This window comes from Nonomuraea aridisoli (assembly GCF_003236395.1).
GTDB lineage: Bacteria > Actinomycetota > Actinomycetes > Streptosporangiales > Streptosporangiaceae > Nonomuraea > Nonomuraea aridisoli.
Genome location: NZ_POUD01000256.1, coordinates 1 through 13,681, shown reverse-complemented (window position 1 = coordinate 13,681; position 13,681 = coordinate 1). Strand labels below are relative to the sequence as shown.

Genomic DNA, 13,681 nt, shown 5'->3' with positions numbered 1-13,681 from the left:
GTGCGGGGGTGGGCGGGTAGGCCACGACGCCGCGCATGTCACGACCGGTGACCTTCGGCAAACTGCTCATGGAAACGTCGTCCTCTCAGATAAGGGCGGCCGCGACCGCGGTGCCGGTGAGCCACGCCGGGACGGGCTCGTAGACAAGGGTTTCGAAGGGGGTGCCGGCGGCCCCGGCCGCGACCAGCCAGGTCCTGATCTCGTGCGCGCCGTTCCCGGCCGCGTCGATCTGCTCGGCGGTGTAGTCGATGAGGCGTTCGCGGTCACCCGACTCCAGGCGGGCCAGGAAGTCGCGGTCGAAGTCCTCGTTGATGTCGCCCGATTCGGGCATGCCGACCCAGTGCGACAGCCCGCCGGTGGCCAGCACGACCACCCGCGCGGCCGCGTCCTGCGCCTCCACGGCGGCGCGCAGCATGCGGCCGAAGTCGTAGCAGCGGCGCACGTTCGGCCACGGCGGGTTGACGCCGTTGACGATGATCGGCACCAGCGGCAGCCGCCCCTCGGGGTCGAGGTGCTTCAGCGGCACGCAGAAGTTCTCGTCGAACGTGTGGCCGCCCTCCACCAGCGACGGGTCGAAGTCGGAGGCCAGCGCGTGCTCGTAGACGTGCCGGCCGAGCACCGAGTGCCCCGGGTGCTGCCGTTGCGCGACGTTCAGGAACTCGCCCATCTCCGGCGTGACCGGCCCGAGGTAGGAGTCCGACGTGCAGATGGCGAAGGCCGGCAGGTTGGTGAGGAAGAAGTTGGTGAAGTGCTCGACGGACACGGCGATGACCGCGTCCGGCTGCAGACGCTCGATGCGCCGCCGCACCTCCGCGAACGCCCCCTCCACGGCTTCCCGCTGCCGCGGCTCGGCCCGCTCGGGGAAGCCGGTGATGCCCGGCGAGTGCGAGGCGGCGAAGGCGCCGACGATCTGTCCCATGTGAAGTCCCCTCAGCTGAGCTCTCCGCGCAACCGGGCGTAGTACTCCGCCCGGTCGACGCCGATCTGCAGCGCGCAGAAGTACAGGAGGTACGGGTTGGCGCCGCGGTCGTACAAGGTCTTGAAGTCGAGGGCGGCCATCGCGGTCCGCTCGACGCCCTCGATGCCGTACTCGTCCAGGACGGTGTCAGGGGCGGCGCGGAAGCGGTCGGCGAGCGCCGGGTCCTTGCGCACGTCCCAGAGCAGTTTCTGCAGGCTGTACATCGGTCATCCCCTCTTTCTGCGGCCCAGCAGGAACGCGACCACCGCCAGCAACACGGCCACGGCCACGACCGGCGCCCGCTTGCGGAGCACCGGCCCGAGGAGGGCCGCCAGGTCGAGGTCCTGCGCGACGGGAGCGGCGGCGGGCGCGGGCGGAGCCGCCGGTACCGTCCCGAGCTCCGGCGCCGGCCCCAGTGCGGAGACGGGGGCGGGGGCGCTCATCTCCTGCGACAGCCGCTCGGCGAACTGGCCGATGAGATTGCCGCCGACCTCGCTCACCAGGCCGCGCCCGAACTGCGCCGGCCGCCCGGTCAATGCCAGCTCCGTCAGCAGCCCCACGCGGGTGCCGCCGGCGACCGGCTGCAGCGAGGCGGTCACCGTGGCCTTCGCCGTGCCGGAGCCGCGCGCCTCCCTCCCGGCCGCCTCGATCACCAGACGCCCCGCCTTCTCGTCCTTCACGGCGAGGCGGGCGTCGCCGCGGTAGGCCAGCTTCAGCGGCCCGACCTTCAGCGAGACGCGGCCGGAGAAGGCGTCGCCGTCGATGTGGTCGAGCGCGGCGCCCGGCAGGCAGGAGGCGACCCGTTCGACGTCGAGCAGCGTGGCCCACGCCTGGTCGGGCGGTATCGGAAGCGTGAACTCGTGCTGGAGCTGCATCGCACACCCTCTGGGCTTACGGGGATGGGTACGCGACGACCGTACGGAAACGGTCTCGGCTCCCGCGTTACCCCTACGGGTCAATTCGCCCCGGCACGCCCGGTCAGACCCGGTTCCGCCGATGATCGCGCGCCTCGCCTGTTCCACCAAGAAAGATCTATTCCCTAGATCCCGCTAAAGACGGTCGTGGGGGTACGAACACCCGCATGCTCGGACAGTTCACCCGTTCTCTGCATGCCGTGGCCACGGCCGTCGGCTCGCTCGGCGGGCGCTCCACCTGGCGCTATCCGGGTCGCATCCATCTGGAGCTGCTGCGCCGCCCCGTTCACGAAGCGGAGATCGAGCGCCGGCTGCAGGCCGTGCCGGGTGTGCGATGGGCCCGGGTGAACGCGCCGCTGAACCGCGTGATCGTCGCGCTGGAGGAGGAGCCCGCCCGGATCCGCGCCCTGATGCGGGCGCTGGACGAGGCGGAGGCCCTGGTCGAGGAGAAGGTGGTGCACGAGCCGCCCCCCGCTGTGGTGCTCGCCGCCGACCTGGGCGGCATCCTCGCGACCGGCGTCGAGTGGCTGATCCGGCGGACCCCGCTGCCCGCCGAGGCCCCCGGCCTGGTGTCGCTGGTCGACAACCTGCCGAGGCTGCGCGAGGCGATCGACGCGTCCATCCCGCTGCCCGCGCTGAAGACCTGGCTGCCGGTGGCCGGCGCCGCCGTGGCGGGCCTCGCGCCGGGCGTGACCGGGCTGGTCGTCGACGTCACCCAGCGCCTGGTGCAGCTGCGCGAACGGCACGCCATCGAGAGCGCCTGGGCGGGGGCGCACGAGCACCTGACCGCGACGCCCGAGCGGGCCGCGGCCGCCGAGATCCCCGCGCAGCGGCCCTGCCCGCTGCCCCCCGGCCCCGCCGAACGCTACGCCGACCAGTTGCTCACCGGGGCGCCGCTGGGCGGCATGATCGGCTCGCTGCTCAGCACGAACGTCCGCCGCGGCCTGCAGACGGCGATGATCTGCACGCCCAGGCCGGCGTTCGCGGGCCGGGAGATGTTCGCCGCCGAACTCGGCGTCGTGCTGTCGCGCACGGGCGTGGTGGTCGCCGAGTGCGACGCGCTGCGCCGGCTGGACCGGATCGACACCGTGGTGCTCGACGAGGACGTGCTGCTGTCGCCGCGCTCCGTCGTCGACGAGGTGCGCCCGGCGCCCGGCGCGGACCCGGAAGAGGTGACCACCTGGCTCTACCGGCTGTTCGACCCCGACCGGCCGCAGGCCGCCCAGGAGGAGGGGCCCTGGCGGCTGCGGGCCAGGGGCGACCGGCTCACCCTCACCCGCGACGGACGCCGTCAGGCGGTGGCCGAGATCCGCCGGCAGCGCTCGCCCGCCGGGGAGGCGGTCGTCACCGCCGTCCGCGCCGCCGGGCTCCGGCTCGTCCTGCGGGCGGGCGTCACCGCCGCCGAGATCGCGACGCTCCAGTCCGAGGGCGCCGCCGTCCTCGTGGTCTCCCAGGACGCCCACGCCCTCGCCCAGTCGGACTGCGGCATCGGCCTCCTCCCGCCCACGCACCCGCCGACGCCCGACGCCGTGGACGGGCAGGCCGAGGGAACCGAGTGGGACGCGCATGTGCCGTGGGGGGCTCATCTGTTCGTGGAAAGTGATCTGCGGGCGTTGGTGCCGGTGATCGCGGCCGTGCCGGCGGCGCGGGACGTGGCCGCCGACGGCGTACGGCTGGCCCGGGTGGGCACCGGCGTCGGCATGCTGTTCACGCTCACCGCCCACCCCCGGCGCTCGGCCGGCCGCGGCCTGTCCGGCGTGCACATCGCCACCTGCCTCGCCATGGGCTGGGGCGCCTGGCGCGCGTGGCGGGCCGCCCGCACCCCCGTACGGCTCGTCCCCGACGAACGTCCCTGGCACGCGATGCCGGTCGAGGCGGTGCTGCGCGAGCTGGACACGGACGCCGGCGGCCTGAGCGGCGAGGAGGCGGCCAGACGGTATCGCCCCGTCGCCGCGGAACGGCGGCCGTCCCTGCTCCGCGAGACGGCGGCCGAGCTGGCCAACCCGTTCACGCCGGTGCTCGCGGCGGGCGCGGTGGGCTCGGCCGTGGTCGGCTCGCTCGTGGACGCGGCCCTGGTGACCGCCGTCGTGGTGGCGTCGGCGCTGGCCGGCGGCGTGCAGCGGCGGGCCGCCGCGCGCACCCTGTCGGAGCTGTCCCGGCACGTCAGCGTGCCGGCCCGGGTGCTGCGCGACGGGCGGACGCACGACGTCGGCGCCCGTGACCTCGTCCCGGGGGACGTGGTGGTGCTCTCGGCCGGCCAGGTCGTGCCCGCCGACTGCCGCATCGTCACCGCGGACGGCCTGGAGGCCGACGAGTCGGCGCTGACCGGCGAGTCGCTGCCGGTGGCCAAGTCCGCGCGGCCGGTCTTCGCCAGGGAGGTCGCCGACCGTACGTCGATGCTCTACGAGAGCACCTCCATCGCGGCGGGCACCGCCACGGCGGTCGTGGTCGCCGTCGGCGAGGCCACGATGACCGGCCGCGCCATGGCCGCCGCCGAGGAAAGCGCCCCGCGCAGCGGCGTCGCCGAGCGCCTGGCACGCATCACCCGGGCGACCACGCCGATCGCGCTCGGCTCGGCCGCCGCCGTGACCGTGGCCGGCGCGGCGCGGGGCCGCCCGCTGCGGCAGACGCTCGGCGAGAGCGTCAGCCTCGCCGTGGCCGCCGTCCCCGAAGGGCTGCCACTGCTGGTCAGCGCGGCCCAGCTGGCCGCCACGCGCCGGCTGTCGGCGTACGGCGTGCACGTCCGCGACCCGCGCACCATCGAGGCGCTCGGCCGGGTCGAGGTGCTCTGCTTCGACAAGACCGGCACGCTCACCGCCGGCGAGATCCGGCTGACCCGGGTGTGCGACGCCCGCAACGAGGTCTCGGCGGCCGAGCCGGGCGGCCTGCGCGCCGTCATGGCGGCCGGGCTGCGGGCCACGCCGCACGCGGAGAGCAACGGCGAGCACAGCCACCTCACCGACGCCGCCGTCTCCACCGGCGCCAAGGCGGCCCGGGTGACCCGAAGGACCGGCGCGCGCGGCTGGCGGGAGCTCGCGGCGCTGCCGTTCGAGCCGTCGCGCGGCTTCCACGCCGCACTCGGCCGCGTCACCGGCCACGCCCGGCTGCTCAGCGTGAAGGGCGCCCCCGAGACCGTGCTGCCGCGCTGCTCCCACGTGCTCGTCGACGGCGTCGTACGCGACCTCGACGACAAGGAGCGGCGGCGCATCGAGGAGCGCGTCGAGCGGCTGGCCGCCTCCGGCCACCGCGTCCTCGCGGTGGCCGAGAACCGCACCACGGCCACCGACCTCGACGACGCGGACGTGACCGGCCTGACCTTCGTCGGGCTGCTCGGCCTGGCCGACACGGTACGGCTCGCCGCCAGCCCGGCCGTCACCCGACTGCGCGAGGCCGGCGTGCAGATCGCCATGCTCACCGGCGACCACCCCAGCACCGCCGCCGCCATCGCCGCCGAGCTCATCGCCGGCGAACCGTGCGTGGTCACCGGCGCCGACCTGGACGCCATGGACGACGCCGCCCTGGAGGAACGCCTGCCGCAGGTCGACGTGGTGGCCCGCTGCACGCCGGAGCAGAAGGTCAGGGTGGTGCGCGCGTTCCAGCGGCTGGGCAGGGTCGTCGCGATGACCGGCGACGGCGCCAACGACGCCGCGGTCATCCGGCTCGCCGACGTCGGCATCGCCCTCGGCAAGACGGGCACCCCGGCCGCCCGCGCCGCCGCCGACCTCGTGGTGAGCGACGACCGGCTGGAGACCATCGTGCTGGCCCTGGCGGAGGGCCGCGCCATGTGGTCGTCGGTGCGCCAGTCGCTGGCCATCCTGGTGGGCGGCAACCTGGGCGAGATCGGCTTCACGCTGCTCGGCGCGCTCGTCACGGGCGGCTCGCCGCTGTCGGCCCGCCAGCTGCTGGTGGTCAACATGCTCACCGACCTGGCGCCCGCCCTGGCCATCGCGCTGCGCACGCCCAGCCCCGAGGAGGCGGCCGACCTGCTGGAGGAGGGACCGGAGAGCTCGCTCGGCCACGCGCTCACCCGAGACATCGTGCGGCGGGCCGTGGTCACCGCGGCCGGCGCCGGAATCGGCTGGACCATGGCGCGCTTCACCGGGACCGCGGCGCGGGCGCGTACCGTCGCGCTGGTCGCGCTGGTCGGCACGCAGCTCGCGCAGACGCTGCAGGCCGCCGGGCGCGACCGCACGGTGCTGCTGAGCGCGCTCGGCTCGGCGGCGGCGCTGGCCGCGATCGTGCAGACGCCGATCGTCAGCCGCTTCTTCGGCTCGACCCCGCTCGGACCGGTCGGCTGGGGCCTCGCCCTCGGCGCCGTGGCCGCCGCCCTCCTCCTCGACCGCCTCGTCCAGGGCCCGCTGGACAGGGCCCTGAACGGGTACGCGCTCCGGAAGGCGGCCGGGAAGGAGCCGGCCCGCAAGGAGTCGCCGGAAGTCGCCTACGCCTGACGGGCTACAGCGAGCCGTCCCGCCAGGGGCCGGTGATGGCGAACGTGATCCCCGGCGACTGGATGTTGGCGAACAACCATCCGCCGTCCTTGGTGTCGAACACCGAGCCGCACCACTCCGAGCCGGTGTAGTTCCCCGGCGCCACGTTCTTGCCGGGCACGCCGCCGGCCGGGATGACGACCGCGTTCTCCGCGAACGGGAAGATCTCGCCGTCGGTCGTCAGGCCGTGCAGGAACTCCACGCCGGAGCCGTCCTCGCACAACACGATGCCGCCCCGGGGGCTGACGCAGATGTTGTCGGGGTTGTTCAGCACGGAGGCGTTCGGCGAGGCGAACAGCACGCGCATGGTGTTCTCGGCGATGTCGTACGCGAAGACCTGGCCCTGACCGGTGGGGCCGCCGCTGGTGCTGACGATGTAGACCGTGCCGTCGTGGTACCAGGCGCCCTCCAGCCGGTTGAACGACGCGCCGCCCTTGGCGATGCCCTGCCGCACGACGCTGGTCTCGCCGGGCCCGGGGTCGGGCTCGTCGATGACGACCCAGCCGATCTCCGGATAGGTGACGCCCGTCCCGTCGGCGTAGGTGACGTACGGCGAGGAGCCGATCGTCATCATCTCCAGCACGCCGCCCTGCGACAGGTCGCCCCTGACCTTCGGCCGGAACCGGTAGAAGCCGCTGGGCGTGGCGTCCTCGGTCTCGTAGACCCAGCCCGTCCGCGGGTCCACCGCCACGGCCTCGTGCGAGAAGCGCCCCATCTCCTTGTACGGCTCGGCGGTGCTGACGCCGTCGTGCGGGACCTCGAAGACGTAGCCGTGCCGGACCTCGCCGTTGATCTCCGTGGTCTCCTCGCACGACAGCCAGCTGCCCCACGGGGTGGGACCGCCGGCGCAGTTGCGCACGGTGCCGCCGAGGCTGGCCCAGCTGTCCAGGAACTCGCCGGCGCGCGTGTCGAAGACCAGCGAGGTGGTGCCGCCGCCGGCGGCCGGGTCGTAGGCCGGGTCCACGAAGGCGCCGTTCAGGCTGCCGACCTCGTGGTTGCGGACCAGCACGGTCCAGTGGCCCTTGCCGGTGCCCTTGACGCGCTCCTTGAGCGCGCCGCTCGGCCGGAACGCGGCCATGCCGTCGTGCGCGCCGGGCGTCGGACGGCCGTCGCTCATCGGGTCGCCGGTCCAGCCGTGGGTGACGTACTCGAAGCCGCGCGGCAGCTTGAGCAGTTCGAGCCCGGTGGTGTGGTCCTTCACCGGCACGAGGGGGCCGTAGTCGGAGCTGAAGGGCCGCTTCACCATGGTGGAGGCGTCGGCCGTACGGGCGGACAGGGCGGCCAGCGGGCCTCCGGCGACCACGCCCAGGGTGGTGGCGGTCAGGAATCCGCGGCGGTCTAAACCGGTCATCTTTCGCTCCTAGCTCATCGGCAGGGGTGCGCCACACGCCACGCTCGGTTCCCTCCGTGTCCGTACGGCAAAGGCGGGATGACGGCGTACCGAACACACCCTGAGAGTCGGCTGGGGGCATGCGGGGTAGCGGGACGGGGTGGACGAGTTGTTCTATCTGCCGGCGCGGGAGCTCGCGGAACGGCTGCGCCGGCGGGAGCTCACCGCCGTGCAGGTCCTCGACGCCTACGCCGGGCGCATCGAGCGGCTCAACCCCTCGCTCGTCGCGATCGTCGCCGCGGACCTCGGCCAGGCCCGGCGAGCCGCCGCCGAGGCCGACCGGCGGCTCGCGCGGGGCGAGGAGGCGGGGCCGCTGCACGGCGTCCCCATGGTCGTCAAGGACGGGCACGACGTCGCCGGGCTGCGCACCACCCTCGGCACCGAGCTCTACGACCGCGTCCCCGACCGGGACGGCACGGTCGCCGCCCGCCTCCGCGCGGCCGGCGCGATCCTGCTCGGCCACAGCAACGTGCCGCCCCTCCTCGCCCAGTACCGTTCCGAGAATGCGATCTTCGGCCGGAGCGACAACCCGTGGGACTCGGACCGCACGCCCGGCGGCTCCAGCGGCGGCGGCGCGGCCGCGCTCGCCGCGGGGCTGACCCCGATCGAGGTCGGCTCCGACTACGGCGGCTCGCTGCGGCTGCCGCCGCACTTCTGCGGCGTGTACGGCCTCATGGCCACCGAGCACCGCGTGCCGGCCACCGGGTTCTGGCGACCTCTTGAGGGCCGGGCGCGCCACACCCGCATCCTGATGTCGTTCGGCCCGATGGCGCGTGACCTCGGCGACCTGGAGCTCGTCCTGCGCGTGATCGCCGGGCCCGACGGGCGCGACGGCGCGGTGCCGCCCGTGCCGCTGCGTGAGCGCCGCCGCCGTACGCTGCCCGAGTTGCGGCTGGCGGCGGTGCCGGAGCTGCCCGGCGCGTCCGTCGCGGCGAGCCTGCGCGCCGAGGTCGAACGTGTCGCCGCCCGGGCGTCCGACGCCGGCGCCCGCGTCGAGGAGCGGCTGCCGGGGGTCGACTGGGACGAGCAGCGGCTGTCCGGCGAGCTGATGGGGGCGGCCATCGGCGTGTTCGACCCCGACGCCGTCCTGCCCGACGCGCATCGCGGCCTGGCGTGGTACCTGCGCGCGCTCGACCGGCGCGACCGTTTCACGGCCGCCTGGCACGACTTCTTCACGGGGTACGACGCGCTGATCCTGGCTCCGGGCACGACCACCGCGTTCCGCCACGACAGCGACGACGACGAGGGGCAGGACCGCCAGCTGGTGTTCGCCAACCTCGCCGGGCTGCCCGCGCTGACCGCGCCCGCCGGCCGCGACGAGGCCGGCCTGCCGATCGGCGTGCAGATCGTCGGCCCGCCCTGGTCGGAGATCCGGCTGATCGAGATCGCCGCCGCGCTCGAGGAGGCGGGCATCCTGCCCGGCTTCGCCCGGCCGCCCGGCTACTGAGCCATCGCGGAGAAGTGTCCGCGGTAGCGGCTCGGCGCGACGCCGAACCGCCTGGTGAACGTCCGCCGGAACGTCTCCGGGCTGCCGAACCCGCTGAGCTGCGCCGTCTCGGTCACGTTGTAACCCGAGTCGAGGAGCGACTTGGAGGCCTCCAGGCGCACCTGCTCGATGAACTGGGCGGGCGAGACGCCGAGCTCGGCCGCGAAGAGCCTGCCGAGATGGCGCGGGCTCACCATGGCGATCGCGGCCAGCGAGGCGACCGTGTGGTCGGCGCCCGGGTCGGCCTCGACGGCCTCGACGGCCGCGCGCAGCGCCGGCTGGCGCGGGACCGGCGTGCGCAGGGGCGCCGAGAACTGCGACTGCCCGCCGGGCCGCTGCATGTAGACGACCAGCGCGCGGGCGACGGCGCGGGCCACGTCGGGGCCGTGGTCGGCCTCCACCAGGGCGAGCGCCAGGTCGATCCCCGACGACACCCCGGCCGAGGTGTACACCCCCTCGTCCGCGACGTAGAGCGCGTCGGGCTGCACGTCGATCGCCGGGTACGCGCGCGCCAGCGCCTCCGCGTGCCGCCAGTGCGTGGTGGCCCGCCGTCCGTCGAGGAGCCCCGCCGCGGCCAGGACGAAGGCCCCCGTGCAGACGGAGGCCACCCGCCCCGCCCGTGACGCGAGGCGGGCCGCGCTCTCGCGCAGCTCGGGCTCGATGGGCTCGCCGACGAGCCGGTCGCCGCCGGCGACGACGAGGGTGTCGACGCGTTCGCCCCCCGTCCCGTCGCCGTCGACCGGCAGCAGGGGGCCGACCGACGTCGTCACGGGAGCGCCGCCCGGCGACACGTGCCGCACCCGGTACGCCGCTCCGTGGTGGTTCGCCTCGGTGAACACCTCGGCGGGGCCGGAGACGTCGAGGAGCTTGACCCCGTCGAAGACCAGGAAGGTGACGTTGTGGCCGTCCATGCTTCCATCGTATGTCCGAAATTGAGGGGTACGTGTCCAGGAGGACAGCGCGGCGCCGGGGCCCCGCGCAGGACGCTGGGGGCATGACAGAGACCATCGCCGGAATCGCCATTCCCGACACAGCGCTCGTCCGCGACGTGACGGAGTTCATCCGCGACACCGAGGACGATCTGCTCTACCACCACTCGCGCCGGGTCTTCCTCTTCGGCGCGCTGCAGGGCCGGGTCCGCGGGCTGCACGCGGACCTGGAGCTGCTCTACACGGGCGCGATGTTCCACGACATCGGCCTGACCGACGCCTACCGCGAATCCCATCTGCGCTTCGAGGTCGACGGCGCCAACGCGGCCCGCGACTTCCTCAAGCGGCACGGCGTCATCGACGCCGACGCCGACCGGGTGTGGCTGGGCATCGCGCTGCACACCACTCCCGGCGTCCCCGAGTTCCTCGACCCCGTGGTCGCCCTGGTGACCGCCGGCGTCGAGACCGACGTGCTCGGCATCGGGTACGACAAGCTGACGGCGGAGCAGCGTGCCGCGGTGACCGCCGCGCACCCGCGGCCGGACTTCAAGCGGCGCATCCTCAAGGCGTTCACCGACGGCAACGTCCACCGCCCGCAGACGACGTTCGGCAACGTCAACGCCGACGTCCTGGAGCACTACATGGACGGCTACCGGCGGGAGGACTTCGTGCAGATCATCCTCGACAACCCGTGGCCCGAATAGCCGTCCGTCAAGAGCGGTTCAAATTCCGGTGCGGCCGGTGACGTGGCGTGGCGCGGGGGTGAGGAAAGCAGTGACCCGCGAGGAGGAACCGATGACTTCTGCCACCGAACACCAGCAGCACTCCGGACACGACCACCGGCACGCGGAGGGCTGCGGCCACGTCGCCGTCCCGCACCAGGACCACGTGGACTACGTGCACGACGGTCACCTGCACCGTTCGCACGACGGCCACTTCGACGAGTGCGACACCGGCGCGCACGCCGAACACGGCGAGCACCCGCACCGGCACGCGGAGGGCTGCGGCCACGTGGCCGTCCCGCACCAGGACCACATCGACTACGTGCACGACGGCCACCGGCACGCCTGGCACGACGGGCACTGGGACGACCACTGAGCCCGCAGGCCGGACGGGGCGCTCACCGAGGACGGTGGGCGCCCCCCGCTGTTTCGGGCATGCTCGACCGAAAAGTCGGAAATATGCCGCTTGATCGCCAATATCGGTTCACCGTGGGGTGCGGCGCCGGCTGAATACTCGGCGGGTCATCATGACCGTCGAGAGGATCCTCCATGACGTTCCCATCCGTGCGCCGGGCCGCGCGAGCGCTCGCCGCCGTCGCCGCGCTGACGGCGGGCCTGGCAGCGGGTACGGCCACGGCCGGCACCGCGCACGCCGCCGACGACCCCAGGATCGAGCAGTATCGGCAGGCGCTGGCCGCCCTGAAGCCGCTGACCCGGCAGCCGGTGTGCGACCAGGTGCCCGAGCCGGAACGCTGGGAGCACGCGGGCACCCCCGACCAGGGCTCCGCCGACGTGCTCATCTCCGCCCACCGGGGGGCCAACACCCTCGCCCCTGAGAACACCCTGAAGTCCTACGAGTACGCCTTCGCCTACGGTGTGGACCTGGTCGAGGTCGACGTCCAGCAGACCCGCGACGGCCGTTTCGTCGCGCTGCACGACTCCACCGTGGACCGCACGACCGACGGCACCGGCGACATCGCGGACCTGACCTTCGACGAGGTGCGCGCGCTCAACGCCGCCGACTACGCACCCTGGAAGGGCGGCGCGTACGAGCCCGCCCAGATCGCGTCGCTGGAGGAGATCCTCGCCCTGGCCAAGCGGGTGGGCGGCGGCCTGGAGCTCGACATCAAGGGGTCGGTGACCGAGGAGGGCAAGGTCGCCGAACTGGTCGGGAAGTACGGTCTCATCGAAGAGTCGATCTTCAACTCGGCCGACCCGAGGATCTTCGCCGCAGAGCCCGGCGCCCGCCTGATCTACAACCGCGACACCTGGGAGCCCGGGTTCCTGATCAACGAGATCGGCGCGGTCTTCAAGGTGTTCGGCTCGCGGCTGGACGAGTACACGCCCGAGTCGGTCGCGGCCGCCCACGACGCGTGCGCGGTCGTCATGCCGCACGCCTACGACGCCGGCCCCGACCAGGAGGTGGCGCAGTTCCAGCACGCCCGCGCGATCGGCGCCGACGGCGTGCAGACGAACCAGCCGGCCCTCATCGTGGCCGCGGCCGGCGAGGCGGTCGACTCCGCGCTGGACGTCCGGCACGAGGGCCCGACCGGCGGCGTGTGCCTGGTGAACGCCGGCAACGGCCTCGGCTTCCCCGGCAAGACCGTGCGGCTGGCCAAGAACGGCCGCTCGGCCGACCTGGTCACCGGCTACGACGGCTGCGCGGACGTCCCCGGCGTGAACTGGCGCGGCGCGTCGGTGTCGTTCGCCGGCGACGGCGCCGTGCACGCCTCCCGCACGCGGCTCGCCGGCTGAGCCCGCTCACCGGGTCCGGCGGGCGCGCGGTGTAGGACCCGTCCCGGGCGGGCAGTCGGCGGTGAGACGCGTGCGCGGGGGGATGGCGATGGCGCGATGTCTGGTGACCGGGGCGACCGGCTACATCGGGGGGCGGCTCGTGCCGGAGCTGCTCGGCGTGGGCCACGCGGTCCGCTGCATGGTGCGGTCCCCCGACCGGCTGCGCGGCCGCCCGTGGTGCGGGCGGGTCGAGGTCGGCGTGGCCGACGCGACGGATCCGCTGCGCACCGGGCGGGCGCTGGAGGGCGTGGACGTCGCCTACTACCTCGTCCACACGATGGGGTCGGGACGCGGTTTCGCCGAGCGGGACCGCGCCGCCGCCACGGCGTTCGCCGCGGCCGCCCGCGAGGCCGGGGTGCGCCGCATCGTCTACCTCGGCGGTCTCACGCCGGGCGGTGAGGTCTCGCCGCATCTGCGGTCCAGGGAGGAGGTGGCGCGGATCCTGCTGGACTCCGGCGTCCCGACGGCGGTGCTGCGCGCCGCGGTGATCATCGGCTCGGGATCGGCGTCGTTCGAGATGCTCCGCTACCTGACCGAGCGGCTGCCGGTCATGACCACGCCCTCCTGGGTGCGTACCAGGACGCAGCCGATCGCGATCCGGGACGTGCTGCGCTACCTGGTGGGCTGCGCGGGGTTGCCGCCGGGCGTGCACCGGGCGTTCGACATCGGCGGCCCCGACGTCCTGACGTACGCCGGCATGATGCGCGGATACGCCGCGGTGGCGGGCCTGCCGCGCCGGTGGATCATCCCGGTGCCGGCGCTCACACCGCGGTTGTCGAGTCTCTGGGTCGGTCTGGTCACCCCGGTGCCGGCCCGGGTGGCGCGTCCCCTGGTGGAGTCGCTGCGCAACGAGACGATCTGCCGCGAGCACGACATCGCCCGTCACGTGCCCGACCCGCCGGGCGGACTGGTCGCGTTCGAGCAGGCCGTGGACCTGGCGCTGCGCCGGATCAAGGACGCCGACGTCGCCACCCGCTGGACGTCGGCCCCCGCCCCCGGCG

The 13,681-nt window shown here is 74.2% G+C and carries 11 protein-coding genes; 6 read left to right on the top strand and 5 right to left on the bottom strand.

The genetic code is table 11. The features are described from left to right. Positions 1 to 85: 85 nt before the first annotated feature. The 3 genes from C1J01_RS38430 to C1J01_RS38420 are packed head-to-tail and all read right to left on the bottom strand — an operon-like array spanning position 86 to position 1,833. Positions 86 to 919, bottom strand: coding sequence for a DODA-type extradiol aromatic ring-opening family dioxygenase (locus C1J01_RS38430; protein WP_111183878.1), 834 nt, complete (start codon positions 917 to 919; stop codon positions 86 to 88). Between the two features lie 11 nt (positions 920 to 930). Then, positions 931 to 1,182, bottom strand: a complete 252-nt coding sequence (locus C1J01_RS38425) for a hypothetical protein (RefSeq protein ID WP_111183877.1) — start codon at positions 1,180 to 1,182, stop codon at positions 931 to 933. Positions 1,183 to 1,185: 3 nt separating this feature from the next. Next, positions 1,186 to 1,833 carry an SRPBCC family protein gene (locus C1J01_RS38420; RefSeq protein WP_111183876.1) on the bottom strand — a complete coding sequence of 216 codons (648 nt, stop codon included), beginning with the start codon at positions 1,831 to 1,833 and terminating at the stop codon, positions 1,186 to 1,188. A gap of 206 nt (positions 1,834 to 2,039) precedes the next feature. Between C1J01_RS38420 and C1J01_RS38415 the strand changes: the two genes are divergently transcribed. Continuing rightward, entirely contained in the window at positions 2,040 to 6,320 is a 4,281-nt protein-coding gene (locus C1J01_RS38415) for a cation-translocating P-type ATPase (protein ID WP_111183875.1), read from the top strand. A 4-nt stretch (positions 6,321 to 6,324) separates the two neighbouring features. Here C1J01_RS38415 and C1J01_RS38410 read toward each other — a convergent pair whose 3' ends face one another. Further along, on the bottom strand, positions 6,325 to 7,710 hold the full coding sequence (locus C1J01_RS38410; protein WP_111183874.1) for a PhoX family protein: 1,386 nt from the start codon (positions 7,708 to 7,710) through the stop codon (positions 6,325 to 6,327). 139 nt (positions 7,711 to 7,849) lie between these two features. Here C1J01_RS38410 and C1J01_RS38405 point away from each other — a divergent pair, with 139 nt between their 5' ends. Then, positions 7,850 to 9,196: an amidase gene (locus C1J01_RS38405; RefSeq protein WP_111183873.1), complete on the top strand. Its 1,347-nt coding sequence runs from the start codon at positions 7,850 to 7,852 to the stop codon at positions 9,194 to 9,196. Here the strand turns inward: C1J01_RS38405 and C1J01_RS38400 are convergent. Beyond that, the gene (locus C1J01_RS38400; protein WP_111183872.1) at positions 9,190 to 10,146 is read right to left on the bottom strand and encodes a GlxA family transcriptional regulator; all 957 of its coding nucleotides are present in this window, start codon (positions 10,144 to 10,146) and stop codon (positions 9,190 to 9,192) included. The two genes, C1J01_RS38405 and C1J01_RS38400, sit on opposite strands and share 7 nt — an antisense overlap. 83 nt (positions 10,147 to 10,229) lie before the next feature. On the opposite strand from C1J01_RS38400, the gene C1J01_RS38395 reads away from it, so the two are divergent. The 4 genes from C1J01_RS38395 to C1J01_RS38380 form a co-directional block, all read left to right on the top strand. Further along, entirely contained in the window at positions 10,230 to 10,868 is a 639-nt protein-coding gene (locus C1J01_RS38395; protein ID WP_111183871.1) for an HD domain-containing protein, read from the top strand. 91 nt (positions 10,869 to 10,959) lie between these two features. Beyond that, the gene (locus C1J01_RS38390; RefSeq protein ID WP_111183879.1) at positions 10,960 to 11,262 is read left to right on the top strand and encodes a hypothetical protein; all 303 of its coding nucleotides are present in this window, start codon (positions 10,960 to 10,962) and stop codon (positions 11,260 to 11,262) included. A 173-nt stretch (positions 11,263 to 11,435) separates the two neighbouring features. Continuing rightward, positions 11,436 to 12,641, top strand: a complete 1,206-nt coding sequence (locus C1J01_RS38385) for a glycerophosphodiester phosphodiesterase (RefSeq protein WP_111183870.1) — start codon at positions 11,436 to 11,438, stop codon at positions 12,639 to 12,641. An 88-nt stretch (positions 12,642 to 12,729) separates the two neighbouring features. Continuing rightward, positions 12,730 to 13,681: NAD(P)H-binding protein (locus tag C1J01_RS38380; RefSeq protein ID WP_220040298.1), on the top strand; the 952-nt coding region annotated here is incomplete at its 3' end.

Excerpts from the sequence above, each read along its gene's own strand:
- C1J01_RS38395 (WP_111183871.1), top strand. The coding sequence starts at position 10,230 with ATGACAGAGACCATCGCCGGAATCGCCATTCCCGACACAGCGCTCGTC.
- C1J01_RS38430 (WP_111183878.1), bottom strand. The coding sequence starts at position 919 with ATGGGACAGATCGTCGGCGCCTTCGCCGCCTCGCACTCGCCGGGCATC.
- C1J01_RS38410 (WP_111183874.1), bottom strand. The coding sequence starts at position 7,710 with ATGACCGGTTTAGACCGCCGCGGATTCCTGACCGCCACCACCCTGGGC.
- C1J01_RS38425 (WP_111183877.1), bottom strand. The coding sequence starts at position 1,182 with ATGTACAGCCTGCAGAAACTGCTCTGGGACGTGCGCAAGGACCCGGCG.
- C1J01_RS38400 (WP_111183872.1), bottom strand. The coding sequence starts at position 10,146 with ATGGACGGCCACAACGTCACCTTCCTGGTCTTCGACGGGGTCAAGCTC.
- C1J01_RS38415 (WP_111183875.1), top strand. The coding sequence starts at position 2,040 with ATGCTCGGACAGTTCACCCGTTCTCTGCATGCCGTGGCCACGGCCGTC.
- C1J01_RS38385 (WP_111183870.1), top strand. The coding sequence starts at position 11,436 with ATGACGTTCCCATCCGTGCGCCGGGCCGCGCGAGCGCTCGCCGCCGTC.
- C1J01_RS38390 (WP_111183879.1), top strand. The coding sequence starts at position 10,960 with ATGACTTCTGCCACCGAACACCAGCAGCACTCCGGACACGACCACCGG.
- C1J01_RS38420 (WP_111183876.1), bottom strand. The coding sequence starts at position 1,833 with ATGCAGCTCCAGCACGAGTTCACGCTTCCGATACCGCCCGACCAGGCG.